22 protein-coding genes are annotated in these 24,488 nt (G+C 66.0%); 11 read left to right on the top strand and 11 right to left on the bottom strand.

What is annotated here, in order from left to right:
• The first annotated feature begins 16 nt into the window (after window positions 1-16).
• The 4 genes from DIE03_RS26335 to DIE03_RS26320 all read left to right on the top strand — a co-directional run bounded on the left by DIE03_RS26335 (window position 17) and on the right by DIE03_RS26320 (window position 5,148).
• The gene (locus DIE03_RS26335) at window positions 17-880 is read left to right on the top strand and encodes a glycine betaine ABC transporter substrate-binding protein (protein WP_124455240.1); all 864 of its coding nucleotides are present in this window, start codon (window positions 17-19) and stop codon (window positions 878-880) included.
• 178 nt (window positions 881-1,058) lie between these two features.
• Window positions 1,059-2,714 (top strand): APC family permease, encoded by a 1,656-nt coding sequence (locus tag DIE03_RS26330; RefSeq protein ID WP_124455239.1) that lies wholly within the window; start codon window positions 1,059-1,061, stop codon window positions 2,712-2,714.
• Between the two features lie 821 nt (window positions 2,715-3,535).
• The gene (locus DIE03_RS26325) at window positions 3,536-4,108 is read left to right on the top strand and encodes a carboxymuconolactone decarboxylase family protein (protein WP_124455238.1); all 573 of its coding nucleotides are present in this window, start codon (window positions 3,536-3,538) and stop codon (window positions 4,106-4,108) included.
• A gap of 86 nt (window positions 4,109-4,194) precedes the next feature.
• On the top strand, window positions 4,195-5,148 hold the full coding sequence (locus DIE03_RS26320) for an HPP family protein (RefSeq protein WP_260434959.1): 954 nt from the start codon (window positions 4,195-4,197) through the stop codon (window positions 5,146-5,148).
• Between the two features lie 4 nt (window positions 5,149-5,152).
• On the opposite strand, the gene DIE03_RS26315 is transcribed toward DIE03_RS26320, so the two are convergent.
• From DIE03_RS26315 to DIE03_RS26290, 6 genes are all read right to left on the bottom strand, one after another.
• Window positions 5,153-5,662: a DoxX family protein gene (locus tag DIE03_RS26315; protein ID WP_124455237.1), complete on the bottom strand. Its 510-nt coding sequence runs from the start codon at window positions 5,660-5,662 to the stop codon at window positions 5,153-5,155.
• A complete protein-coding gene (locus DIE03_RS26310) occupies window positions 5,655-6,443 on the bottom strand; it encodes a DUF2063 domain-containing protein (RefSeq protein WP_124455236.1) in 789 nt (262 codons plus the stop codon). Before DIE03_RS26310 ends, DIE03_RS26315 begins: the two co-directional genes overlap by 8 nt.
• Window positions 6,427-7,320: a DUF692 domain-containing protein gene (locus tag DIE03_RS26305; protein ID WP_124455235.1), complete on the bottom strand. Its 894-nt coding sequence runs from the start codon at window positions 7,318-7,320 to the stop codon at window positions 6,427-6,429. The genes DIE03_RS26310 and DIE03_RS26305 overlap by 17 nt, the downstream gene beginning before the upstream one ends.
• Window positions 7,321-7,386: 66 nt before the next feature.
• Complete coding sequence (locus DIE03_RS26300; RefSeq protein ID WP_124455234.1) at window positions 7,387-7,728, bottom strand: DUF2282 domain-containing protein; 342 nt, start codon at window positions 7,726-7,728, stop codon at window positions 7,387-7,389.
• Between the two features lie 224 nt (window positions 7,729-7,952).
• Window positions 7,953-8,510 carry an RNA polymerase sigma factor gene (locus DIE03_RS26295; protein WP_124455233.1) on the bottom strand — a complete coding sequence of 186 codons (558 nt, stop codon included), beginning with the start codon at window positions 8,508-8,510 and terminating at the stop codon, window positions 7,953-7,955.
• A 101-nt stretch (window positions 8,511-8,611) separates the two neighbouring features.
• Window positions 8,612-9,082 carry a DUF6789 family protein gene (locus tag DIE03_RS26290; protein WP_124455232.1) on the bottom strand — a complete coding sequence of 157 codons (471 nt, stop codon included), beginning with the start codon at window positions 9,080-9,082 and terminating at the stop codon, window positions 8,612-8,614.
• 200 nt (window positions 9,083-9,282) lie between these two features.
• Here DIE03_RS26290 and DIE03_RS26285 point away from each other — a divergent pair, with 200 nt between their 5' ends.
• Window positions 9,283-9,894, top strand: coding sequence for a TetR/AcrR family transcriptional regulator (locus tag DIE03_RS26285; protein WP_124455231.1), 612 nt, complete (start codon window positions 9,283-9,285; stop codon window positions 9,892-9,894).
• 166 nt (window positions 9,895-10,060) lie between these two features.
• Window positions 10,061-11,053, top strand: coding sequence for a DMT family transporter (locus tag DIE03_RS26280; RefSeq protein WP_124455230.1), 993 nt, complete (start codon window positions 10,061-10,063; stop codon window positions 11,051-11,053).
• 21 nt (window positions 11,054-11,074) lie between these two features.
• Here the strand turns inward: DIE03_RS26280 and purU are convergent, their stop codons facing one another.
• Window positions 11,075-11,959 carry a formyltetrahydrofolate deformylase gene (gene purU / locus DIE03_RS26275; RefSeq protein ID WP_124455229.1) on the bottom strand — a complete coding sequence of 295 codons (885 nt, stop codon included), beginning with the start codon at window positions 11,957-11,959 and terminating at the stop codon, window positions 11,075-11,077.
• A gap of 170 nt (window positions 11,960-12,129) precedes the next feature.
• On the bottom strand, window positions 12,130-13,029 hold the full coding sequence (locus tag DIE03_RS26270) for a choline sulfate utilization transcriptional regulator (protein WP_124455228.1): 900 nt from the start codon (window positions 13,027-13,029) through the stop codon (window positions 12,130-12,132).
• 239 nt (window positions 13,030-13,268) lie between these two features.
• On the opposite strand from DIE03_RS26270, the gene betC reads away from it, so the two are divergent.
• The 5 genes from betC to DIE03_RS26240 all read left to right on the top strand — a co-directional run bounded on the left by betC (window position 13,269) and on the right by DIE03_RS26240 (window position 20,505).
• Complete coding sequence (gene betC, locus DIE03_RS26260; protein WP_124455227.1) at window positions 13,269-14,804, top strand: choline-sulfatase; 1,536 nt, start codon at window positions 13,269-13,271, stop codon at window positions 14,802-14,804.
• Between the two features lie 45 nt (window positions 14,805-14,849).
• Window positions 14,850-15,818 carry a choline ABC transporter substrate-binding protein gene (gene choX / locus DIE03_RS26255; protein WP_124455226.1) on the top strand — a complete coding sequence of 323 codons (969 nt, stop codon included), beginning with the start codon at window positions 14,850-14,852 and terminating at the stop codon, window positions 15,816-15,818.
• 261 nt (window positions 15,819-16,079) lie between these two features.
• Window positions 16,080-17,219 (top strand): porin, encoded by a 1,140-nt coding sequence (locus DIE03_RS26250; RefSeq protein WP_124455225.1) that lies wholly within the window; start codon window positions 16,080-16,082, stop codon window positions 17,217-17,219.
• Between the two features lie 373 nt (window positions 17,220-17,592).
• Window positions 17,593-19,005, top strand: coding sequence for a cysteine--tRNA ligase (gene cysS / locus DIE03_RS26245; protein WP_124455224.1), 1,413 nt, complete (start codon window positions 17,593-17,595; stop codon window positions 19,003-19,005).
• Between the two features lie 249 nt (window positions 19,006-19,254).
• Window positions 19,255-20,505, top strand: a complete 1,251-nt coding sequence (locus tag DIE03_RS26240; protein WP_124455223.1) for an MFS transporter — start codon at window positions 19,255-19,257, stop codon at window positions 20,503-20,505.
• A gap of 6 nt (window positions 20,506-20,511) precedes the next feature.
• Here DIE03_RS26240 and DIE03_RS26235 read toward each other — a convergent pair whose 3' ends face one another.
• From DIE03_RS26235 to DIE03_RS26225, 3 genes are all read right to left on the bottom strand, one after another.
• Window positions 20,512-20,874 carry a YbjQ family protein gene (locus tag DIE03_RS26235; protein ID WP_124455222.1) on the bottom strand — a complete coding sequence of 121 codons (363 nt, stop codon included), beginning with the start codon at window positions 20,872-20,874 and terminating at the stop codon, window positions 20,512-20,514.
• Between the two features lie 201 nt (window positions 20,875-21,075).
• Window positions 21,076-22,326, bottom strand: a complete 1,251-nt coding sequence (locus tag DIE03_RS26230) for a M20/M25/M40 family metallo-hydrolase (protein WP_124455221.1) — start codon at window positions 22,324-22,326, stop codon at window positions 21,076-21,078.
• A gap of 79 nt (window positions 22,327-22,405) precedes the next feature.
• Window positions 22,406-24,118, bottom strand: a complete 1,713-nt coding sequence (locus DIE03_RS26225) for a M36 family metallopeptidase (RefSeq protein ID WP_124455220.1) — start codon at window positions 24,116-24,118, stop codon at window positions 22,406-22,408.
• Window positions 24,119-24,488: the final 370 nt, after the last annotated feature.

Here is a 24,488-nt window from a genome sequence, read left to right as displayed (position 1 = left end):
ATCAAGGAGATCGACCATGAAACTCTTCGGAAAACTGTTGTGGGGCGGCGCACTGTCGGCGATGGTGGCACTGAGCGCGTCAGCGCTCGCCGATACGAAGCCGACGTTGAAGATCGGCTACGTCGAAGGCTGGGACGACAGCGTGGCGACGTCGAACGTCGCGGCGCGCGTGATCGAGAAGAAGCTCGGCTACGAGGTGAAGCTCGTGCCGGTCGCTGCCGGGATCATGTGGCAGGGCGTCGCGCGCGGCGATCTCGACGCGACGCTGTCCGCATGGCTGCCGGTCACGCACGGCTCGTACTGGAGCGAATACAAGAGCAAGGTCGTCGACGTCGGCGCGAACTTTCCTGACGCGAAGATCGGCTTGATCGTCCCGGATTACGTGAAGGCGAAGAGCATCGAGGATCTGAACGCCGAGAAGAGCAGCTTCGGCGGCCGCATCGTCGGCATCGATGCCGGTGCGGGCGTGATGCGCAAGACCGACGAAGCGATCAAGAACTACGGGCTCGGCTACACGCTGATGCCGAGCTCGGGCAGCGCGATGACGGCCGAGTTGTCGCGTTCGGTCGGCGCGAACAAGCCGGTGATCGTGACCGGCTGGGCGCCGCACTGGATGTTCGCGAAGTGGAAGCTGCGCTTCCTCGAGGATCCGAAGAAGGTGTTCGGCGGCGCCGAGCACGTCGACAGCGTCGTGAATCCGGGGCTCGAAACCAAGGCCAAGCCGGTCGTCGCGTTCCTGAAGAAATTCCAGTGGAAGCCGGGTGAAATCGACAGCGTGATGCTGGCGATCCAGAACGGCTCGAAGCCGGAAGCGGCTGCGGATGCGTGGATTGCGGCGCATGCCGACCGCGTGAATTCCTGGACGGAAGGCGTCCAGTAAGTACCTGAACATACGTCGTACGAATCACCATAAAAATACGCCGGGAATGGCATGCAGGAATCCGAAATAATCGCGATGACTTGCGGCCATATCCCGGAATTCTTTTTCGGATTCTGCAAAAAAGCCCGTAAATTGTTACACTACGGCCCTTGTGCAGAGTCATCACAGGAGGAATTGGATGAGTCAGGCAGGACTGCGTGCGAACGGCACCAGTGATGTTGAGGCAACCATCTCACATGATTCGACGGGCCACACGCTGCATCGTGGCCTGACTTGGAAAGACGCTTTTTGGGTAACGAGCGGCGTGCCGGCAGGCGTGCTGTTCACGATCGGCGGCGTATGTGCGACGATCGGCCAGCCCGCGTGGGCGATCTGGATCGCCGCGATCACGATGGGGCTGATTCAAAGCGCGACTTATGCGGAAATATCGGGACTATTTCCCCATAAATCGGGCGGCGCATCCGTGTACGGCGCGATCGGCTGGGTGCGTTACAGCAAGCTGATTGCCCCGGTGTCCGTGTGGTGCAACTGGCTCGCGTGGTCGCCGATGCTCGCGCTCGGCTGCGGTCTCGCGGCGAGCTATGCGCTCACGAGTCTCTTTCCCGCCAACGCGGCGGTGCTGCAATGGCAGCTCAAGATCGCGGATCTGGGGTTCATCAAGCCGGGTCTGTCCCTGCGGATCAATGCGACGTTCATCATCGCGACGATCCTGCTTCTCATCACGTTCAAGCTTCAGCATAGCGGTGCGTCGAAGGCGGCACGTACGCAGCGCATCCTCGGCATTGCATCGCTCACGCCGCTGTTGATCGTCGGCATCGTGCCGTTCGTCACCGGCGACGTGCCGATGTCGAACCTGCTCCCGCTGCTGCCGCTCGGTCACGACGCGCACGGCAATCTCACGGCCTCGACCTTCGGCTCGTGGAACGGGCAGGGCGTCACGATGGCGCTCGGCGCGATGTTCATGGCCGGCTGGGCGTCGTACGGCTTCGAGACGGCCGTCTGCTACACGCGCGAATTCCGCGATCCGCGCCGCGATACGGCGAAGGCGATCTTCTGGTCGGGCGCGCTGTGCCTCGTCGTGATGACGCTCGTGCCGATGGCGTTCCAGGGCGCACTCGGTACGCAGGCGATGCTCGATCCGTCGATCGGCGACGGCACCGGTGTCGCGGCGGCGATGGCGAAGATCGTCGGCGGCGGCGCGTGGGTCGCGAATGCGGTCGTCGTGATGCTGATGCTGTCGATCCTGCTGATCGTGATGACGTCGATGATGGGCTCGTCGCGCACGCTGTACCAGGCGTCGGTCGACGGCTGGCTGCCGAAGTACCTGTCGCACGTGAACGAGCACGGCTCGCCCACGCGCGCGATGTGGACCGACCTCGGCTTCAACCTCGTGTTGCTGATGATGTCGGACTACATGACGGTGCTGTCGATCTCGAACGTCTGCTACATGCTGTTCGTATTCCTGAATCTTCAGTCGGGCTGGATCCACCGGATGGATCGCGGCAACTGGGATCGGCCGTTCCGCTGTCCGACCTGGCTGCTCGTCGCGGGTTCGCTCTGCGGCTACGCGAACCTCGTCTATGTCGGTGCGGGCGCGAACCTGCAAGGTGAAGGCACGCTGCGCAACGGGCTGATCGCGATGCTGCTGATCGTGCCGGTGTTCCTGTTCCGCCACTACTGGCAGGATCGCGGCCGCTTCCCCGCGCAGATGCAGCGCGACATGGAACTCGAAGTGCCGAAGCGCGCGCTGTGGCTGAGCCTGATGCCGTATGCGGCGCTGATCGGCGCAGGGCTGACGATCTGGCTGTCGTATTACTTCGCGTGGGTGAAGTAGGCGCGCCGCGCGTATGGCGATGCGCGCGCCGGACACGGAAACCGCACACGGGTCCGGCGCGCCGAATGCAGCACGTGATGCACCCGGCGCCACGCATGTTCGCTCAATTCCTTGCCCATGGCCCTCGCACACGTGCGGGCGGCACATGACTCGCCGACAGCACGATACCGCGTCCGATCACGCGACGCTCACGGTGTTGGTCTGCGCGCGCGACGAGCCCGAACGGCCTCCATCAGCCCCGCAAGCCAGCAGGCCGGACATCCCCGCATGAAGTAGACGGCCAGGCCGAACAGTCCGATCGCGGGCCAGAAGCGGGGCGTGAGCGCGATGGCGCCCGCAATGGATGCAACGGCCGAAGCCCCGCGAAGCAATTGCTTTGTCACTGAAGTGCTGCAGTACATGATGTGCTCTTGTCACCCGATGGCGGTACGTCTGGAAAGGTGCCGGATGTCGTGCCTGCCCGCCGCGGGCGGACGCTCTGCTCCGTCTCGCCAATAAGAGGGGCGCTGCCGTCAAAACGGTTCGCGACATCCCTCCTGAAAGTCGGGATACGCGAAAGCGAAGCGGGATCTCGCGGTGCAGCCGTACAGATTTTTTTCTTCGACGCGAACCGTTTTGACGATTCGCCGCCTCTTGGATAGCAACCGTCGCTCTTCGCGGCTGCCGTTTGCTCGTGCGAGTTGTCGCCTTGAGCGGTTTCCCCCGATTTTCGAGGGCCCTGCCCAAGCTCGCTCGACCCGCACGACTTCGGCGTCGCGCCGAGCTTCGCCCTTGTCGAAACAACCCCGGAAGCCGGGATGTTTCCCACTCAGGAGCTTTCCATGAATGCCAGGCTGACACTGCCCCTTCTTTCCGAAGACACCGCCCCCGAAAAGAGCCGCGAGTTGCTGGGCAACGCGCGCAAGAAGCAGGGATTCATTCCCAACATGTACGGAGAGATGGCCCACGCGCCCGGCGCACTCTCGACCTATCTGCATGGGTACGACTGGTTCCGCAAGGAATCCCGCTTCACACCCGCGGAGCAGGAGGTCGTGTTCCTGACCATCAGCCGGGAAAACGCGTGTCACTACTGTATCGCCGCGCACAGCATGATCGCCGACAAGGTATCGAAGGTGCCGCCGCAGGCGATCCACGCAATCCGTGATGGCGCAACGATCGACGATCCGAAGCTGGGTGCCTTGGCCGCTTTCGTCAAGGAGATGGTGCAAACGCGAGGCAACCCGTCCGAAGCCGCTTTGCAAACCTTCGCTGGCGCAGGCTACAGCGAGCAGCAGGCGCTGCAGATCGTGCTTGCCATCGCCGTCAAGACGATCTCGAACTACACCAATCATCTGTTCGAGACCGCGGTGGATGCGCCCTTTGCGTCCTACGCTCTGCCGGCAGGGACGAAATGAGTCTGCTGCGTTTTCCGTTCCTTCGGTAGCCGCAGGTGCCCGCCCAGGCAGGCGCGTGCCGCCGACGGTTGTGGCGGGCGGCACGCGTGAAACTGTCTCGTGTCCGCTGGCCGTCCCCTTCGCGGGGATGGGCTGGCGAACTGCTGGCCGCGCTTTACATGGGGGCGATCGCGTGGATCGCAGCGGTCACGCAGATTCACACCATTCTTTTTCCCGAACTAGGCGCCCTGGCCCATGACGTCATCAAGCGACCGCAAGGCACCTGGGCCAGGGCGCCGGGAATGCTGGTGATGACGCCGCTGCTCACAGGCCTCGTCGGCACGCTGCTCGTTCGAAGCATGGGCAGCGGGATCGTGCCGATCCTGCTGTCGACTGCGGCTGCGCTCGTCGTCATCCGGGTCCTGAAATCACCGATCGCCCCGGCCATCTCGGCCGGCGTGCTGCCGATCTCGCTCGACGTCACGAGCGCGTACTATCCCGCATCGTTGCTGGTCGGGCTGGCGTTGCTCGCCGCGATCTCCATCGTCTGGCCTCGCATCGTCCCGCCGCCGCAAGCGCGAACGCCCGCCGATGCGGCCGACGACCTGACGGAGGAAGCGCCGCGCACGTACGCGTGGCTCCCGTTCTTTCTGGTGTTTCTGGTCGGCACGGCGATCCTGGCGGAGGTTACCGGCTGGCGGCTGATCCTGTTCCCGCCGCTGATCGTGATCGGCTTCGAGATGTTTGCCCATGCGGACGTCTGCCCGTGGGCCAGAAAGCCGCTGCGGTTGCCGATCGCATGCACGTTGAGCGCGTCGATCGGCATCGCACTGGTCACGGCCTTCGGCGACGCGCCGCTGGCGGTCGTCGCCAGCATGGCCTGCGGCATCCTCATCGTGCGGGTATTCGATCTGCACGTGCCACCGGCGCTCGCCGTGGGCCTGCTGCCGTTCGTCATTCCAGCCGTCGATTACAGGTTCGCGGCCTCCGTGGGCATCGGCACGCTGTCGCTGACCACGGTGTTCCTGATTTGGCGCTGGCTGGGCAAAATGCGTCCTTGATCGTTCAGCAGCCTTCCCCGCGACGTCCGGAAAGCTTGCGCATCCAGTGGTCGAGGGAAAGCCGGCCCGGCCCGATGGCGATCAAGGCGATCGCCATGGTGGCCCAGGGCAGATGGAAGTTCGCCCAACCGTCGGGCACGATGAGCTGGATCACCGCCGTCATGCCGAGCAGGCCCAGCGCGCTCAGTCGAGTGGCAACGCCGATGACCAGCAGGATCGGAAAGACGATTTCGCCCAGGCCGCTGGCGAACGCGAGCACGTCGGGAGCGGGCAGGTCATAGAGCTGCCCGAGGATGTGCAGCTTGAATTCTTCCTCGAACAGGAAGCCCGCGGTCGGGGACAGCGACAGAAAGCCGTCCCATTTCGTGAGACCGGACTTGAAGAAGGGCAATGCCAGCGCGACCCGAAGAAACAGCGGGGCGGCCATGCAGGCGATCTGTTCCAGCCCGTGCAGTGCGCGGTTTGCCGTGCGCGATACGCGGGACCAGCCTTTCGCCAATCTGGCGTTACTCATGATCGTTTTCCTCGGACTGCAGTTCGAAGCCGACGAAGGCTCCCATTCCGGCAAGCTCGCGCAGGTTCGCCGCGAGGTCGAAATCGCCGTCGACGGCAAGGGCGATTTCCATCGCCTGCGATAGCGTCATGCCCTGGCCGAGCGCGGCCACGAAGTCATGGCTCGCCGGAAGCACGTGGCGCACATCCACCTCGGCGTCGGGACGCAGCACCATCGTGTCCTGCGCTTCGGAGAGGTCGACCGGCGCGGGGATGCCGTCGACAGCGTTCATTCGCCAGATCGTGAAGGCCGGAAATCGGGAGCGCAGCAGGCGAACCGAAGGGTGAAGCCTGAATCGCAACCGTGGCGTCTGGTCGATCGGTACGGCCAGGAGCGCGTCGAATGACAAGGGTGCCGCCTCGCGCTCGTGATAAGCCTCGGTCGCGGCGCGCTCGATGCGGGCCACGTCGGCGAGATAGGGCAAGGATTGGGCGGGCGGGAAGGCGGCAAGGAACGCCGGGAACCCGGCGCCGTAGTGCAGTAGTACCGGCGAGCCGGGCGGATGCGCGGCCGCGAAGAAGCGGGCCATGGCCGCGAAGAATTCGTCTCCCACCAGCCTGCCGACACGGGGGAAGCCTGCGCGCAGCGCATCGGTCAGCCCGACGAAGACGTTGTTCCGGTAAACGGCAAACCGTCGGGGGCTCGGCTCGCCATCCGGGCCAACCAGGCCTTCGGGTATCGGACGGTCGGGATCGAGCAGCGCCAGGGCAAATTCCTCCAGGTGTTCAGCCGCGCGTGCCATGGCGCCGTTCCTCCGTGCTGGACGTACCCATCAGCGTCTCGGCCATCACGGCCTCCGCCTGCAACTCGGGCCACGCGGGAACGTTGGCGTCCCGCTCGATCAAGGTCGGGACCGGCCCGATGCGTTCGATGACCCGCCGAAAGAGGTTCCATACCGGCTCGTCGACACACTGGTCGTGCGAGTCGATCAGCAACGGACGTCCTTGTTCGTCAGTCCGGCGGGCGTGGCCGGCCAGGTGAATCTGCTGCACGTGATCAAGCGGGAAGTCATCGATATAGGCGTGCGCGTCCCACGCCTGGTTGGTGCTTGAAACGTACGCGTTGTTTACGTCCAGCAGCAGGCCGCACCCGGTTCTTTGCGCGATCTCGCGGATGAAATCCGTCTCGCACCAGGTGCTTGCCTCGAACCGCAGGTAGGTGGAAGGGTTCTCCAGCAGCATTTGCCGATTCAGGGCCATTTGTACCTGGTCGATGTGTCGGCAGACGCGATGCAGCACGTCGTCGGTATAGGGCACTGGCAGGAGGTCGCCGAGGTAGCGGTTGCCATGCGAGGACCAGGCAAGGTGTTCGGAAAACAGCGCAGGTTCGTACCGCGCGTTCAGCGCCTTGAGGCGCTGCAAATGCGCGTGGTCGAGCGGTCCGTCGGCGCCGATGGACAGGCCCACGCCGTGCAGCGACAGCGGGTAGTGTTCGCGGATGGCGGTCAGGTAGCGATGAGGCGGCCCGCCGGCGCCCATGTAGTTCTCCGCGTGCACTTCGAGGAAGCCGATATCCGGCAGCGTCTCGATGATGACGCGGTAGTGGTCGGCCTTGAGGCCGACGCCGGCGCAGGCAGGGAGTCCCCGGCCGGCAGCGTGCGCAGTCTGGTGAAGACCCATGATGCTCCTCTCTCCGGCGGGCGGGCGCGGCCGTCAGGCCGCCGCCCGCCTGCACGGTTGCGGGTGTCAGACCTTCTTGGGCTCGAGGCTGCCCATGCCGTTCGGCGTCGAGATCGTCGTGCAGGTGCCCTTGGCGACCATCTTCCAGGCATTGCCCTGGTAGTCGGCGGAGCTGGTGCCCGCGCAGCTCGTGCCGGCGCCGGCGAAGCAGTCGTTCTGCCCCTTGAGCGCGACGCCGTAGCACTTCTCGAACTTGCCGGTCTTCATCTTTGCCATGTTCATGGCCCGGGTTTCCATCATCTTCTTCTGCATGTCGGCCTGGCTCATGTCCTGCGAGAACGCAGGCGCGGCGAAGGCTGCGACGAATGCCGTGGCAACGGCGGCGGACAACATGTGGTGGTTCGACATCGAAATCTCCTGATGGAAAGGGCGCGGCCGCACGAGCCGCGGGTAGGCGGCCGACAGCAGCCGGCCTTGGCAACTAAGAGGGCGGGGACGAGCAAAACGGTTCGGGGCACTGAAAAAAAACCGCGTTCACCGGCCGGGATGCGGTGAACGCGGATTGGCCGTCGCAGCCATGACGAGGAGATTGCACCCTCTGCGGTCGAGGGAGCCGGTGCGGCGCTGCCTGGCTATTTCGCCGGCGCGCGGTGCGTGGAGGACGGTTCCGTGCCGATCATGTATTCACGCACCAGTTCGCGGGCACGATGCAGCCGGCTCTTGACTGCGCCAGGTTGTTCGCCGAGCCGAGTCGCGATCTCGGCAATGGTCAGTTCCTCGAAGTCGCGCAGAAGGACAACCTCGAGGTAGTGAGCAGGCAGCGACTCCAGCGCATGAGCGAGGTCGATTCTCAGTGCATCGTCCGGACGATGCAGCATCAGTTCCTCGGCCACCTCGTCCGGCAGAGGATCGTGCTTGAACATCATCCGCGAAAGTTTTCGACATTCGCGCTTGATGACCGTGAACAGCCACGATGAAAATGCCGCAGCCGCCTTGAGCCCGCCGACCTTGCGGGAAATGATCAACAGCGACTCCTGGACAGCATCGTCGACGTCGCTGGCGTGACAGTGCTTGTACGCATAGCGGCGAGCGTCTGCCTGGCAGACTGCCAGCAAACGGGTAATGGCGACCGCATCTCCGGTCTGCGCCGCCATGATCAGATGGTTGCGGTCGTCCACAGGGACTGCCATGGTGTTCTCCCGTTCTGATTCGATGATCGGTCCAATCGGTGAATCCCGATTCGACCTGCCTGCTTCCATCATGTTTATACCTCCGACGCGCGAGTTGCTGCTCACGAAGACGTGGCGGATCGAGCCGCACACGCATGGGCCCCGAGCCGGCCGTAGGTGTAACCGAGCACGGCGCCCCAGACGAGGTGCAGCATCAGGGTCATGACCGGAGCCATCATCCCGAGCTTCATGCCGAACAGGCCCGCGCCGGCCATCGGCATGGCCAGGACCATCATCAGCAGCCAGGCCAGCACGGCGAAGGACATGCCCTTGATGCGCGCACATGCGCCGGGGAGCCGGCTGTAGAGCAGTTTGAACAGGATGCCCCACAGAGCGGTGCCGATCATGAAGTGCGCCAGCCATCCCACCGCGGGGGAGGCCGGCATGCCCATATTGGCGTGCGCCATGGCCGCGAGCATGGCGACCGGATCCAGTTCGGGCATCAAGCCCATGGCCGCCTTCATCAGCATCAGCAGCGACAGCGCCACAGTGGCGACCAATCCGGCGGCCATCGAACGAACGTAGGAATTCATGGTGTCAGGTTCTTCAGGGTTGGGGATCGTTGATCCACGATCGAGACGGAGGCGCGACGGCGCCTTCCCGAACTAAGAGGCGCCGAACCGGGAAAACGATTCGGTCGAATTGCGCGACGAAATCAACCGGACGGGTCGAGCACGCGGGAATCCTCGACGGCGCTTGATTTTGGGAATGATCGGTTCTAATATCCGGACTCATGAGTCCGACCTCTCCCGGCTCCCGCGACAGGGGGCGCCCACGCGAATTCGACACCGACGAGGTGATCGACGCCGCGGCACGCGTGTTCTGGGAGCAGGGATATCACGCGACGTCGATCGACACGCTGTGCGAGGCGACCGGCGTGTTTCGCGGCAGCCTGTACCGGACGTTCGGCGACAAGCACGGCTTGCTGGTCGCCGCCTTCGACCGTTACGCGGAAGGCGCGATCGCGCGCCTCAAGGAGCGCCTCGCGGCGGATCTGCCGCCGCGGCAGGCGCTCAGGGAAGCGCTGCTGTACTACACGGAAATCGGCGTGCGGCTGTCCGAGCGCCGCGGCTGTCTCATCACGAATTCAGCCGTCGAGCTGCTGCCCGGCGACGACGCGTTGCGGCCACACATCGAAGCGACGCTGCTGCGCATCGGCACGCAATTCAGCCTTGCCGTCGCGCGCGGCCAGCAGTCGGGCGATTTCGACCGGAACCTCGATCCGGAGGAGGTCGGCCGGTTCCTGCTGTGCCTGATCCAGGGCATGCGCGTGCTGGGCAAGTCGAGTGCGTCGGAGGCGGAACTGGCCTCGATCGTCGACATCGCAATGCGGGCGCTGACCTGATTTTTTTGATTATTTTGAGAATGAGCGGTTTCAAATGGTGCGCATTCGATGCGCGGCTGTCGAGACCGGGAAGGGCAGGCAGATTCGGCCATGAAGTCGAAGAAACGCCGCCGCTGCGCGCAGCCGCACCGGCATCATTGTTCAATTAATTTGAGAACGATCAGTCATGAATAATGCAAATTTCGCGGTCCCTGCCGCAAGCGTGTACGGGAAAGGCATCGCGGCATGCGTATGCGCGACGATCTTGATGGGCGTGATGTTCCCGGTGATGACCGACGCGTTGCGGTACATCGATCCGTTCACGTTCACGTCGCTGCGCTATCTGATCGCCGGCACGGCGTTCGTCGCGTTGCTGCGGATCGTCGAAGGGCCCGGCGCATTCCGGCCGGCCGGTGAATCCGTGCTGCTTGCGTGGCTGCTCGGCTCGATCGGCTTTTGCGGATTCGGGTCGTTCGTGTTCCTGGGCCAGCAACTGGCCGGTGACGAGGGCGCACTGACCGCATCGATCATGATGGCGACGCAGCCGATGATGGGGCTGCTGCTCAATGCGCTGGTGCGGCGCGTCGCGCCTGCGCCGGTGTCGGTGCTGTTCGTTGTGCTGTCTTTCGCCGGCGTGGCGCTCGTCATCACGCGCGGCGGCGTGATTGCCGCGCTGCACGAGCCGCAGCACTACGCGGCCAACGCACTGATCGTCGTCGGCGCGTTGTGCTGGGTCGTCTATACGTTCGGCGCGGCGCGCTTCACCGGCTGGTCGGCATTGAAATACACGACCTTCACCACATGCCTCGGCCTGACCACGATCATCGCCGTCAATCTCGTGTTGATCGCGACGCACGGGATCGCGGCGCCGTCGTGGTCCGCCGTGCATGCGGTGTTGCCGCATCTCGCGTACATGGGGCCGGTGGCCGGCTTTGGCGCGATCCTGCTGTGGATGACGGGCAACCGGATCCTGGGGCCGATGAACGGCGTGCTGTTCATGGACGTCCTGCCGATCACCGCGTTCATCGTGTCCGCGGCGACGGGCGTGGTGCCCAATCGCGCGCAGATCGCGGGCGCCGCGCTGACGGGCGCGGCACTGATCCTGAACAACCTGTATCTGCGGCGCCGGGCGCGACGAGTCGGCACGGCGCCGGCACGCGTGCCGTCGGCTTCCGCATGACGAACGATCGTGGCCGCCCGCTTACGAAAACACCACGGTGCGGTCGCCGTTCAAGAACACGCGCCGCTCGATGAACGCCTTCACCGCGCGCGCGAGCGTGATGCATTCGACGTCGCGCCCGACCGCAAGCAGTTGCTCGGGGCGCAGCGCATGGTCGACGCGCTCGACGACCTGCTCGATGATCGGGCCTTCGTCGAGATCGTCGGTGACGAAGTGCGCGGTCGCCCCGATCAGCTTCACGCCGCGCGTATGTGCCTGGTGGTACGGCTTCGCGCCCTTGAAACCCGGCAGGAACGAATGATGGATGTTGATCGCGCGGTTCGCGAGCTTCGCGCTGGTTTCTTGCGACAGCACCTGCATGTAACGCGCGAGGATCACGAGTTCGGCGCCGCTCGATTCGAAGAAGTCGAGCCACTGCGCTTCCTGCTGCGCCTTCGTCTCGGCCGTGATCGGGAAATGCCGGAATGGCAGCCCGTGCTGTGCGGCGAGCGGCTCGAAATCGGGATGGTTCGACACGATGCCGACGATGTCCATCTTCAGCTCGCCCATCCGCCAGCGGAACAACAGGTCCGCGAGGCAGTGCTCGAGCTTCGACACCATGATCAGCACCTTCGGCCGCGCGTTCACGTCGTGGATCGCCCACTGCATGTCGCCCTGCTGGCCGCCGAGGCTGGCCGCGATCGGCGCGAACTCCTGGCGCAGCGCGTCGATCTGCAGTGTTTCATCCGTCGGATGAAAGACGCAGCGCACGAAGAAGCGGTTGCTGAGATCGTCGTCGAACACGTTCAGCGCATCGACATAGCAGCGATGGCGATCGAGAAAGCCGACGACGGCGGCGACCTGGCCGGCCGCGCTCGGGCACGACAGCGTCAGGACGAATTGATCGGGGCGGTGCTCGGCGGTCATGAGACTCCTCGGATGGCATGGGGCGCACGGCCGTGCGGCGGCGCACGACGGCGCCGCACCGCGCGGGTAGCGGGAGGCTCAAGTAAATCAGGACGATTTCGGGGCGGATAGAACCAACCCGCCGTGTGGCTGGTATCGGCACGCCAGTGCGTGCGGGCCGGGCGGCCCCGTCACGCGCACGCGTCGAGCAGCCAGCGGCGGAACACGTGGGTTGCGTCCGGCTCGGGCCGCTGCGGCGGGCGTACCAGGAAGTAGCCGCGCGGCGTGACGACGGGCGCGTCGACGAGCTTCACGAGCTGGCCGGACGCGACGAGCTCGTCGACGAGCGGCGCCCAGCCGAGCGCGACGCCTTCGCCGAGCAGCGCCGCATGGATCACGAGCGCATAGCTGTTGAAGGTCACGCCGCGCGCGGCGGCCGGTGATTCGAGACCGTGCGCGTCGAACCAGCCAGGCCACGACAGCCAGCGCTCGGGGCGCGTCGGCTGCACGTGCAGCAGCGGCAGCGCGAGCAGGTGGTCGGCCCGCGCGACGCCGGGATGCGCGTCGCGGAACGCGGGCGAGCACACGGGCGTGACCGATTCCGGAAAGAGCCGCGCGGCCGTGCACGACGGCCAGTGACCGTCGCCGAACAGGATCGCGATGTCGCCGTGGTCGCGCTGCGCGTCGTAATCCTGTGACGTGACGACGCGCACGTCGACGTCCGGCATCACGCGCTTCAGCCCGGCCAGCCGCGGCATCAGCCAGTAGGTTGCGAAACCGAAGTCGGTGACGATCGTGAGCGCGCCGTGCTCGCGGCGCGCGCGCAGCGTGGCGGTCGCGCCGCGCAGCGTGTCGAGGCTCAGCCGCACCGCTTCGTACAGGCACTGGCCGTCGGCCGTCAGCGTGACGCCGCGCGGGCTGCGTTCGAACAGCGGCACGCCCAGCTCGGCTTCGAGCTGGTACACCTGCTGGCTCACGGCCGGCTGCGTCGAGCCGAGCTCGCGCGCGGCGGCCGTGAAGCTCGCGAGCCGGGCAGCGGATTCGAACGCGCGCAGCGCCTGCATCGACGGTAACGGTTCGGATTTCGACATAAGTCTCTCTAATGGCCCCATAAGGGCCGGACGCCTACCCGCGCGAATTCGGGCGGGCGATAGTGCAGCGGACGGTACGGCACGCGCGCTTCACGGCCGCCACGCAACGCATTCCGCGATTCTAGCCAGCGCGGCCCGCACGCGCGGCACTTTCTGCGGGCCGCGTCCGTCATGCCGGACGTTTCGCTGCGCGAGCGGCGCGCCGCTCCATTCGAACACCGCTTTCCTCACGACCGCCGATGACGAACCCGACACCCAACATCCTGATCCTGATGGCCGACCAGCTCACGCCATTCGCGCTGCCGGCCTACGGCAATCGCGTCGCGCGCACGCCGACGCTCGACCGGCTCGCCGCCGAAGGCGTGGTGTTCGACGCCGCGTACTGCGCGAGCCCGCTGTGCGCGCCGTCGCGTTTCTCGCTGCTGACCGGCAAGCTGCCGTCGGGGATCGGCGCCTACGATAACGCCGCCGAATTGCCGGCGCAAACGCTGACGTTCGCGCACTACCTGCGCGCGGGCGGCTACCGGACGATGCTGTCCGGCAAGATGCACTTCTGCGGGCCCGACCAGCTGCACGGCTTCGAGGAACGGCTCACGACCGACATCTATCCGGCCGATTTCGGCTGGGTGCCCGACTGGGACCGGCCGACCGAGCGGCCGAGCTGGTATCACAACATGAGCTCGGTGCTGGAGGCCGGCCCGTGCGTGCGCACGAACCAGCTCGACTTCGACGACGAGGTCACGTTCGCCGCGAAGCAGAAGCTCTACGACGTCGCGCGCGAGCGTGCGGCCGGGCACGATGCGCGGCCGTTCTGCATGGTCGTGTCGCTGACCCATCCGCACGACCCGTATGCGATTACGCGCGAGTACTGGGATCGCTACAGCGACGACGAGATCGATATGCCGGCCGTGCGGCTCGATGCGGCTGAAAGCGACCCGCATTCGCAGCGGCTGCGCTTCGTCTGCGAAAACGACCGCACACCGCCCTCCGACGCGCAGATCCGCGCTGCCCGCCGCGCATACTACGGTGCGACGTCCTACGTCGACACGCAGTTCGGCAGCGTGCTGGCCGCGCTCGAACAGTGCGGGTTCGCCGACGACACGATCGTGATCGTCACGTCCGACCACGGCGACATGCTCGGCGAGCGCGGTCTCTGGTACAAGATGACGTTCTTCGAAGGCGGCTGCCGCGTGCCGCTGATCGTCCATGCGCCGGGCCGCTTCGGCGCCGCGCGCGTGCGCGGGCCCGTGTCGCACCTCGACCTGCTGCCGACGCTCGTCGACCTGGCCGGCGCCGCGCCGGCCTGCGGCTGGCCCGACCCCGTCGACGGCGCGAGCTTGTTGCCGCACCTGCACGGCACGCCTGCGCACGACGTCGCGCTCGGCGAATACCTTGCGGAAGGCGCGGTCGCACCGGTCGTGATGATCCGTCGCGGCGACTGGAAATACGTGCATTGCCCGCTCGACCCCGACCAGCTCTACAACCTGTCGGACGATCCGCGCGAGCTGACGAACCTGGCCGGCGTGCCCGAAGCCGCCGACGTGCTGGCCGCGTTCCGCGCGGAAGCCGCGCGGCGCTGGGATTTGCCCGAGCTCGACCGGCAGGTGCGCGCGAGCCAGCGGCGCCGGCGCTTTCATTACGCGGCAACGACGCAGGGCCGCATCCAGGCGTGGGACTGGCAGCCGTTCACCGACGCGAGCCAGCGCTACATGCGCAATCACATCGAACTCGATACGCTCGAAGCGATGGCGCGTTTCCCGCGCGTCGGGGGCTGAACGTACCGCATTGCGGTCATTGAAGAACGACGGAGGAAGCGAACCATGCAACGACAATGCAATGCAGCAATCCGAAGGATCGGGGCGGTGCTCGCCGCGGCCGCGTGCGTGCTGGCGACGCAGCCCGCGTATGCGGCCGACCCGCAGACGTGCGGCAACGTGAAGATGGCGGCGCCCGGCTGGACCGACATCGACGCGACGAACGCGATGGCGGGCGTCGTGCTGAAGGCGCTTGGCTACCGGCAGGACGTGGCGAACCTGTCGGTGCCGATCACGTACCAGGGGTTGAAGAAAGGGCAGGTCGACGTGTTCCTCGGCAACTGGATGCCCGCGCAGGCACCGCTCGTGAAGCCGTTCGTCGACGACAAGTCGATCGACGTGCTGCACGCGAACCTGAGCGGCGCGAAGTTCACGCTCGCGGTGCCCGACTACGTGGCGGCTGCCGGCGTGCATACGTTCGCCGATCTCGCGCGCTACGCGGACCGCTTCGACGGCAAGATCTACGGGATCGAGCCCGGGGCGCCCGCGAACCAGAACATCAAGCGGATGCTGTCCGACCACGCGCTCGGTGCGGCGAACTGGTCGCTCGTCGAATCGAGCGAGACGGGCATGCTCACGCAGGTCGAGCGCGCGGTGCGCGACAAGCGCTGGATCGTTTTTCTTGCATGGGAGCCGCATCTGATGAACACGAAGTTCCATCTGACGTATCTGTCGGGCGGTGACGCGTACTTCGGCCCGAACTATGGCGGCGCGACGGTCAACACGGTCACGCGTGCCGGGTTCGCGGGCCAGTGCGCGAACCTCGCGCGGCTGTTCCGGCAGATGACGTTCTCCGTCGACGTCGAAAACCGGATGATCGCCGACATGCTCGACCACAAGACGTCGCCCGCGCTCGCGGCGCAGCGTGCGCTGAAGGCTGACCCGGCGCTGGTGGCCGGCTGGCTGGACGGCGTGACGACGGCGGCCGGCGCGCCGGGCCTGCCGGCCGTGCGCGCGGCCCTCGACAGCCACTGATTCCCTCCTTCCTGGCGGCCGGTTTCTGCCGTGCCGCCTGTCTACGTGTTTTCCCGACCGGGTCGCATCGTGACCATTTAGTGTCGCCTTCAGACGGGTGACCCGAAATATGGGTTTGTATTTTTCGCCAATGGCTCCGTTATTGCGGAAAACGAAATGCCGAAGCCAGCGGGGCGGTCTGAATTCGAATCCAGCGGCGCATCGCGGCACGCGCCGGGACGAGATTCTATCCATCGAACGGTTCAGGGAGGGTGGTCGACAATGAAGCAAAAGAAAGTTGCCGTAGCCGCCGCGCTTGCATGCGCGGCCTGCATTCCCGCCATCGGGCATGCACAAAGCAGCGTGACGCTGTACGGGATTCTCGACGCGGGCATCACGTACGTGAACAACACGGGCGGCTCGCACGTCGTCAAGTTCGACGACGGCGTCGCGTACGGGAACCGCTTCGGCCTCAAGGGCACCGAAGACCTGGGCGGCGGCCTGAAGGCCGTGTTCACGCTCGAGAGCGGCTTCCACCTCGGCAACGGGCAACTCGGCTTCGGCGGCGCCGAATTCGGCCGGCAGGCGTATGTCGGCCTGCAGAACGACTGGGGCACGCTGTCGTTCGGCAACCAGCTCGACATCACGAACGAACTCGTCTCGATCTACAACATCTCGGCGTGGGGCAGCGGCTATGCGATCCACCAGGGCGACTTCGACCGCTTCAACGGCGACCGTCTGCCGAATTCGGTGAAGTTCCTGTCGAACGATCTCAGCGGCTTCAAGTTCGGCGCGATGTACTCGTTCGGCAACGTCGCCGGCAACTTCCATCGCAACAGCGCATGGAGCGCAGGCGCGAGCTTCACGAAGGGCGATTTCTCGATCGGCGCCGCGTACACGCGCCTGAACAACCCGAACGGCATCTACGCGTTCGATCCGTACGCGATGATCGGCACGCACACGTTCCTCGGCCAGCAGACCGTGACCGTCGATCCGGCGACCGGCGCGCGCACCGACCTGTTCGCGAATACGCCGATGGACGTCGACAGCCAGGGCACGTTCGGCGTCGGCACGAGCTACACGATCGGCAAGCTGACGCTCGACGCCAACTACTCGTACACGACGATCAAGGGCTTCGGCCAGTCGTCGCACATGCAGGTGTACGAAGGCGGCGGCCTGTACCAGTTCACGCCGGCGCTGAGCCTGATCGCGGGCTACCAGCACACGCGCTTCGAAGGCCATCACTGGAACCAGGGCACGGCGGGCCTGCATTACCTGCTGTCGAAGCGCACCGACGTGTACATCTCCGGCGACTACGTGCGTGCATCGCAGGGTGTCGATGCGGTGGTCGGCTACAGCTTCACGCCGTCGACGACGCAAACGCAGGCCGACGTGCGGATCGGGATGCGGCATTCGTTCTGAGCGAAGTGGTGTGGGGCGGCGACGTCCTCAGCGAGGGTCTCTCTTTGGCGCGAACCGAGGTTCGCGCTTTTTTTTTTGAAGGTTGTGAGCGGGCACGAGATCCGTCCGGTTGGCCACCGCCCCGCGATCGTCGCCGGGAACGGCGGTCGGATGGCCTTGACCTGTGCCGTCCATAGACGCTAGCATCGACCGCATGCCTGATCGCGCCCATTTCCGCTCCTCGCTTGCCCGTGCATGTTGTCAGAACATGCCAGGGGGAATTTGCGTCTAGCGAACTCGCTAAACTTTCAAGCAATCGCCTTCCGGCCGCCTGTGTTGCAGAACAGGCGGCCTTTTTGTTTTTGGGCCCACCTCTTCGGGACGGAGAAACTCGATGCCGCTTGCGCTGTATGACACCTGGTCGCGTACCGTGCGACCGTTCACGCCCATCCGTGCCGGACGGGTGGGCATGTACTGCTGCGGCCCCACGGTGTACGACGATGCCCATATCGGCAACCTGAGAACCTATGTGTTCGAGGATCTGCTGCGCCGCGTACTGGAGCGCAACGGATACGCGGTCCGGCACGTGGTCAATATCACCGACGTCGGCCACCTGACGTCGGATGCGGACGAAGGCGAAGACAAGATGGAGAAGGGCAGCCGTCGCACCGGCGCGTCGGCGTGGGCCATCGCCCAGCGCTACACCGACGCGTTCGTCCGGGACTGGCGCGCGCTCCACCTGCTCGAGCCGACGGTCTGGTGCCGCGCCACCGATCACATCGCCGAACAGATCGCGTTCATCGATACGCTCGACCGGGCCGGCTACGTCTATCGGACGGACGATGGTCTCTACTTCGACACCAGTCGGCAGGACGACTACGGCTATCTCGCGCGGCTGGACCGCGCAGGGTTGCAGGCGGGCAAGCGGGTTGCACTGGGCGAGAAGCGGAGCATCACGGATTTCGCGTTGTGGAAGTTCAGCCCGGCCGGCGTCAATCGGCAAATGGAATGGGACAGCCCGTGGGGTCGCGGCTTTCCTGGCTGGCATATCGAATGCTCGGCGATGTCGGCGAAGTATCTCGGGACGTTGTTCGATATTCACTGCGGCGGCGAGGATCATATCGCCGTGCATCACAGCAACGAGATCGCGCAGACGCGGGCGGCCCACGGCACGCAGCTCGCGAATTACTGGATGCACGGGCACTTTCTGACGCTCGACGCCGATGCGAAGATGTCGAAGTCGAGCGGCGACTTCGTCCGTCTGCAGACCTTGCAGAGCCGGAACGTCGATCCGCTCGCGTACCGTTACCTGTGCCTGACGGCCCACTACCGTAGCAAGCTGCATTTCACGTGGGCGTCGCTCGACGCCGCGCACACCGCGCTGAATCGACTGCGGCACTTGTACGCCGGCTGGCCGGACGGAGGCCGCGTCGATGCGGATTTCGCCGCACGATTCGACGCCGAAGTGAACGAGGACCTGAATCTGCCCAGGGCACTCGCGGTGCTGTGGGATCTGGTCAGGAGCAACCTGCCGCCCGGTACGCTGAAGGCGACCGTGGACAGCTTCGACACCGTGCTTGGCCTCGGTTTGCGCGAATGGAAGCCGGTTGCGTTCGACGTTCCGGAACACGTCCGCGTGTTGCTCCGTGATCGTGAGCGCGCGAGGGCGGACAAGGACTGGGCGCAGGCCGACCGGATACGGGAAGCGTTGGGCGCCGAGGGCTGGCGAGTCGAGGACACCCAGGAAGGCCAGCGCCTGTTCGGCATTGCGATGGGCTCGACCGATGCGGGCGGCCCGCCGCAGTGACGTGCGCGGGCCGCGTGCATCGGTCGAGCCGGTGCACCTGCGACCACCCGGCGGCCGCGATCGACGCAGTCGCCCGAATCGCCGGCACCCGCGCCCGCAAGATGTCGCCGGCATCGCGTCCGGCCCGTTTTCCGAGGTTGGCATATCATCGCGACTTGGTCGCGCCTCCACCGTTGTCGCCCGCCCGCATCGGCGGGCGTCGTCATGTTCCGACGGTTGCAGTGCGCAGCGCCGCCCGCCCAGATCCCGATGACCGACCCCGTGCCCGATTCCAGTCCTTTATCCCCGTTACCCGCCAACCTGTTTCGGCACGCGCCGTTCCGGCGTTTCTGGGGCACGCGCGTGATGTCTTCCCTGGCTTTCCAGATCCTGTCGGTCGCAATCGGCTGGTATGTCTACGCGCTCACGCACAGCGCATTCGCGCTCGGCCTCGTCGGCCTCGCGCAGTTCGTGCCGATGTTCGCGCTGACGCTCGTCGTCGGGCAGGTGGCCGACCGCTACGATCGTCGGCGCATCGCGACGATCTGCCAGGGCGTCGAAGCGCTGGCCGCCGCCGTGTTCCTGCTCGGCGCCGTGCAAGGATGGCTGGCCGCGCCGGCCGTGTACGCGCTCGCGGCGATCGTCGGCACGGCCCGCGCGTTCGAGTCGCCGTCGGTATCGTCGCTGCTGCCGGCCGTCGTGCCGCGCACCGACCTGCCGCGCGCAACCGCGCTGTCGACGTCCGCGAACCAGGCCGCGCAGATCCTCGGGCCGGCGTTCGGCGGGTTGCTCTATGGTGTCGGCGCACCCGTCGCGTTCGGCACGAGCGTCGCCGCGTTCGCGATCGCGGCCGTGCTGAGCAGCACGATTCCGCTGCGCAGTGCGCCGCCGGCCCGCGAGCCGGTCACGCTGCGCTCGGTGTTTTCGGGGATCGCGTTCATCCGGCGCGAGCCGGCGATTCTCGGCGCGCTGTCGCTCGACCTGTTCGCGGTGCTGTTCGGCGGCGCGACCGCGCTGCTGCCGATCTACGCGCGCGACATCCTGCAGGTCGGCCCGTGGGGGCTCGGTGCGCTGCGCGCGGCGCCTGCGGTCGGCGCGCTCGCGGGCACGCTGTGGCTCACGCGTTTCCCGTTGAAGGGCCGGCCGGGCCGCGCGATGTTCGGCGGCGTGATCGCGTTCGGCGTCGCGACGATCGTGTTCGGGCTGTCGCGGCACTTCGCGCTGTCGCTTGTCGCGCTGGCCGCGCTCGGCGCATCGGACGTGATCAGCGTCGTCGTGCGCCTGTCGCTCGTGCAGCTGCGCACGCCCGACGACATGCTCGGGCGGGTGAGCGCGGTCAATGCGCTGTTCATCGGCACGTCGAACCAGCTCGGCGAATTCGAATCGGGCGTGACGGCCGCGTGGTGGGGCGCACCGACGGCGATCGTCGTCGGCGGTGCGGCGACGATCGCGGTTGCGCTCGCGTGGATGCGGCTGTTTCCACAGCTCACGAACATGAAGTCGCTCGAGCGCGACGCGTGACGTGCGTCACGCGTCCTGCGCCACGCGCACGGCCGTGCCGTAGCAGATGACTTCGGTCACGCCCGAGCCGATCTCGGTCGAGTCGTAGCGCATCGCGACGATCGCGTTCGCGCCGAGCTTGCGTGCATCGGCGAGCATCTTGTCGAACGCCTGCTGGCGCGCCTTTTCGCATAGCGACGTGTAGAGCGTGATGTTGCCGCCGAAGATCGTCTGCAGCGACGCGCCGAACGAACCGACGATCGAGCGCGAGCGGACGATGATGCCCTGTGCGACGCCGAGCGAGCGGACGGTCGTATGGCCGGGCAGGTCGAATGCGGTCGTGACGCGAGCGGGCGACAGGTCGTCGATGGAGCGCGTGGATTCGGTCATGGCGGAAAGCCTGTAGCGGAGTGGTCGAATGACGATTCTAGCCGGATGAACGTCCGTACCCGGCACACGTGGCCGATCGTGCCGGTTGCGTGAGTGTCGGGCATGCGTCTCCACGGGGCGCCTGGCGAGATCGTCTGATCGACGTCGTCGGGAAGGAGGCGTGCGCGGGCCGCGAGTACACGCCTCCTTCATTCAGGCGCGTCAGGGTTTCGCAGTCGTCCCGCCATCTCCGCCAAGATCGACCGCATACGCCAGCGCGAGCTTGCCGAATTTCAGTGCGTGGTTCGCCTGCCGGTCCGAGTTTTCCAGCGTGTCGTTCACCGTATGGATATACGGGCTGTCGTTCTGGTCGGCCTCGAACGGGAACGATGCCGGATAGCCCTGCGCATTCCACGATGCATGATCCGAGCACGCGTACCCGCACTGCGACGTACCGATCGCGAGTTCCGGCAGGTAGGTCTTCGCCAGGTTCGTCAGGTAGGTGTTCTGCGCCGCGTTCGTGTAGTCGGTGATGAGGTAGATATCCTTCGGATCGCCCTTGTAGTTCGTCATGTCGAGCTGCAGCACGCCGACCACGTTCGCGTTCTGCGTACGGAACTGCTTCGCGATCGCCTTCGAGCCGAGCAGGCCGGCTTCCTCGGCCGCATACCCGATGAACTTGATCGTCCGCTTCGGCCGGTAGTTGTTCGCGAGCAGCACGCGCAGCGCCTCGGTGAGGCTCGCGATACCCGATGCGTCGTCGTCCGCGCCGGGCGAGCGCGTGTTCTCCGTCGTGCGGCCGACCGTCGAATCGAGGTGGCCGCCGAGCACGATGGTGCCCGCGGCCGGATCGCTGCCGCGAATCGTCAGGATCACGGATTTCTGCGGGAAGCCGGTATGCGCGAACTGCTCGACGGTGATGTCGGCGCGCGAGCCCGCCAGCTGTTTCCACTGCAGCGCGAGCCAGTCCGACGCGGCGACGCCGTGCGAAGTCGTGTAGTAACGATTCGTGAAGCCCGACATCGACGTGATCGTGCCGACGATGTTGCTGGCCTGCAGCTGCTGGATCCAGGTGCCGATCTGCGGCGCGTTCGAAAGCTTGTACGCGGGAGCGGCCTGCTTGGCCAGCGTGGCCGGCAACGGCTGCAGCGCCTGCCGCGCTTCGTCGAACGAGTCGTGCACGACATAGCCGGGCCCGTGGCCGCGCGTATGGTGGACGGCATGGGCGAGGTCGCCGAGCCGTGAATCGTCGATCTCGACGACGTGAACGGTTTCGCGGCGCGCGGCGCCGTCGGCCGTCTTTCCGGCGTCGACGGTCGTGCTGTACAGCGCGGTGGCGCTTGCGTCGATGCGCTGCAGCTGGCGGAGCGCGGCGTCGCCGAGCGTGATCCAGACGGGTGTCGCGTGTGCGGCGGCGGTCAGCAGCATGCCGCCCAGCGCGGCGCTCAGATGAGTCAGTTTCAGAGTAGGCATGTTCGATCTCGTGAGGATGGCGATGTCGATGAAAGGAGCGCGCCGCAGGTCGTGCGCCGCGCTCCTGCCTGCTGCGGCATTACGACTTCTGCGGAACGGTCACGCCGTACGTGCAGCTCTTGTTGTACGCGTTGCCGATCGCGGTGAGCTGCGCGTTGCTGTAGCCGAGCGCGGACGCGGCCGTCAGCACGGCCTGCGCGGCAGCCTTCTGGTTGGTCGAGCTATTGGTCATCGACAGCCCCTTCAGGAACGCCTTGTCCATCGCCTGAGCGCCGATCGCGTCGCGCGCGACGAGGTTGCACGACGCCCAGTACTGGCCGGCCGTATGGATCTCCGCGCCGCGCGCCTGTGCATAGGTACGCCCGACGTTCCAGTTGGTCACGCGGCCGCCCCAGAACTCGTTGTGGCCGTCCCAGTTGTAGACCCAGTGGTACTGCGCATCCGACGGGCTCCACTGGTTGAAGTCGCGGCTGTATGCGGCGGCGAGATAGTCGCCGGTGCCTTCGGACAGCCCTTCCTGCTGCGACAGGCCGCCGTTCGTCACCCAGTCGTGGATGCCGTGGCCGAGCTCGTGGATCACGACGTCCGCATCCTCCGCGTCGTCGACACCGCCCTGGCCGAAGGTCAGCCGGCCGCTGCTCGACGAGTACGACGAGTTGTCGTCGCCCGATTCGCCGTGCGGGTCGTATTGCACGCCGCCCGTGTACTGGTAAGGCAGCGCCTTGATGCCGAGCGTCTGGTTCACGTAACGCAGGAACGTGTCGATGTGGTAGTACACGTTCACGGCCTCGAAATACAGGTTGCCGCGCGTGAACTCGAACGCGGGCGTCGACTGCGCGGGGCACGCGTTGTCGAGCGGCGCATCGAAATCGATGCACGCCGCGTACGGGCCCGTCAGCGTGTAGCGCGAGCCCGACTGCGCGAGCTCCTTCAGCGTCACGCGCACGCGCGCGGCCGTGAGCTGCGTCGAGTCGGCATCGTTGTTGTCCTTGTAGCCCGTGCTGCCATAGCTGCTTTTCGTCGGCGAAAGCGGGTCGGGGCGGAACACGAAGCCGGTGCCGTCGGTCGCATAGAACGCCTTGTCCTCGGCGCGCAGCACTTCGCCGCTGCCCGAATCGATCAGCAATTCCCAGTCGCCCTTCGGGCCGTCCTGCGGGCGGCCGCGCACTTTCCACGCGGTATGCGTGCCGGTCTTGTCGACGAACGCGACGAGCTGCGCATCGAGGTTCGTGAAGCCGCTCACGCCGAGATAGGCGCGGGCGCGGTCGAGCGCCTGCTGCTGGTCGACGGCCTGCGACTTGCGCGTCGTCGCGACCACGCCGTTGATCGTATTGCTCGCGACGTACAGGATGCGGCCGTCCTTCGCGACCGTCACCGCGATGTCGCTGCCGTACACGGGCAGCCCGGCGGCCTGCTGCTGCAGGCGCACGACGGTGAAGTCGGCGTCGTTGCGCTCCGACGTGACGACGAGGCTCGCAAGCGCGGCTGCGTCGAGCCCGAGCTGCGTCGCCTGCGACGCGACGAAGTCGCGCGCGGTCGCGGCGGGCGTCGACGCGGCCTTCTTGACGCGATAGGCGGGGTTGTACAGCGTGACGGCGACGCCGTCCGCGCGGAACTGCCCGCCGGCCGTATCGGATTTTGCGGCTGGCGGCGCGACGCCGCGCGTCAGGCTTTCGCGCAGGCTCGCTGCCTGCGGATTCGAGACTTTGGTATCGGCCAGGCTGCCGCCGACGATGCCGAAACCGAGCGCGAGACCCAGGGCGAGCGGCAATGCTTTGCGTGATGTCTGCATACGTGATCCTCATCTCAACGGTTGGACACGCCCGCGCGTTCGTGGCGCGCAGGCACGACACGGCCCGCGCGCCGGTTCGATGGAACCGGTGCGGCGAAGCGGTGTTGGGGGTGTCGACTGACTAAGGAACCCTAAATGTCAGGTCGAAAAGAAACAGGCGGAAGAGGCGGCGGAGAAGCGAACGGCAGGCAGGTGCGGCGACGGCGAAGCGAGCATCGTCATGTCATACCCCTCGGATCGGATCGATATCGGTTGGCAGCCGGCGTGGCGCGACGCGTGCCGGGATGCGGCATGCGTGTCGTTAGGCTGCCTATCTAACTTTGTTTGATATGTTACAGAACATTTTCAACGACATTCCAAATTATTTTCG

The organism is Burkholderia sp. Bp8992 (assembly GCF_003853705.1).
Taxonomy (GTDB): Bacteria; Pseudomonadota; Gammaproteobacteria; order Burkholderiales; family Burkholderiaceae; genus Burkholderia.
Note: the sequence above shows the minus strand (reverse complement) of the source record. Positions and strands in the feature narration are given on the sequence as shown.

Bases quoted from the DNA above. Each gene is read 5' to 3' on its own strand.
- DIE03_RS26335 (WP_124455240.1), top strand. From the start codon at position 17: ATGAAACTCTTCGGAAAACTGTTGTGGGGCGGCGCACTGTCGGCGATG.
- DIE03_RS26330 (WP_124455239.1), top strand. From the start codon at position 1,059: ATGAGTCAGGCAGGACTGCGTGCGAACGGCACCAGTGATGTTGAGGCA.
- DIE03_RS26325 (WP_124455238.1), top strand. From the start codon at position 3,536: ATGAATGCCAGGCTGACACTGCCCCTTCTTTCCGAAGACACCGCCCCC.
- DIE03_RS26315 (WP_124455237.1), bottom strand. From the start codon at position 5,662: ATGAGTAACGCCAGATTGGCGAAAGGCTGGTCCCGCGTATCGCGCACG.
- DIE03_RS26310 (WP_124455236.1), bottom strand. From the start codon at position 6,443: ATGGCACGCGCGGCTGAACACCTGGAGGAATTTGCCCTGGCGCTGCTC.
- DIE03_RS26305 (WP_124455235.1), bottom strand. From the start codon at position 7,320: ATGGGTCTTCACCAGACTGCGCACGCTGCCGGCCGGGGACTCCCTGCC.
- DIE03_RS26300 (WP_124455234.1), bottom strand. From the start codon at position 7,728: ATGTCGAACCACCACATGTTGTCCGCCGCCGTTGCCACGGCATTCGTC.
- DIE03_RS26295 (WP_124455233.1), bottom strand. From the start codon at position 8,510: ATGGCAGTCCCTGTGGACGACCGCAACCATCTGATCATGGCGGCGCAG.
- DIE03_RS26290 (WP_124455232.1), bottom strand. From the start codon at position 9,082: ATGAATTCCTACGTTCGTTCGATGGCCGCCGGATTGGTCGCCACTGTG.
- DIE03_RS26285 (WP_124455231.1), top strand. From the start codon at position 9,283: ATGAGTCCGACCTCTCCCGGCTCCCGCGACAGGGGGCGCCCACGCGAA.
- DIE03_RS26280 (WP_124455230.1), top strand. From the start codon at position 10,061: ATGAATAATGCAAATTTCGCGGTCCCTGCCGCAAGCGTGTACGGGAAA.
- purU (WP_124455229.1), bottom strand. From the start codon at position 11,959: ATGACCGCCGAGCACCGCCCCGATCAATTCGTCCTGACGCTGTCGTGC.
- DIE03_RS26270 (WP_124455228.1), bottom strand. From the start codon at position 13,029: ATGTCGAAATCCGAACCGTTACCGTCGATGCAGGCGCTGCGCGCGTTC.
- betC (WP_124455227.1), top strand. From the start codon at position 13,269: ATGACGAACCCGACACCCAACATCCTGATCCTGATGGCCGACCAGCTC.
- choX (WP_124455226.1), top strand. From the start codon at position 14,850: ATGCAACGACAATGCAATGCAGCAATCCGAAGGATCGGGGCGGTGCTC.
- DIE03_RS26250 (WP_124455225.1), top strand. From the start codon at position 16,080: ATGAAGCAAAAGAAAGTTGCCGTAGCCGCCGCGCTTGCATGCGCGGCC.
- cysS (WP_124455224.1), top strand. From the start codon at position 17,593: ATGCCGCTTGCGCTGTATGACACCTGGTCGCGTACCGTGCGACCGTTC.
- DIE03_RS26240 (WP_124455223.1), top strand. From the start codon at position 19,255: ATGACCGACCCCGTGCCCGATTCCAGTCCTTTATCCCCGTTACCCGCC.
- DIE03_RS26235 (WP_124455222.1), bottom strand. From the start codon at position 20,874: ATGACCGAATCCACGCGCTCCATCGACGACCTGTCGCCCGCTCGCGTC.
- DIE03_RS26230 (WP_124455221.1), bottom strand. From the start codon at position 22,326: ATGCCTACTCTGAAACTGACTCATCTGAGCGCCGCGCTGGGCGGCATG.
- DIE03_RS26225 (WP_124455220.1), bottom strand. From the start codon at position 24,118: ATGCAGACATCACGCAAAGCATTGCCGCTCGCCCTGGGTCTCGCGCTC.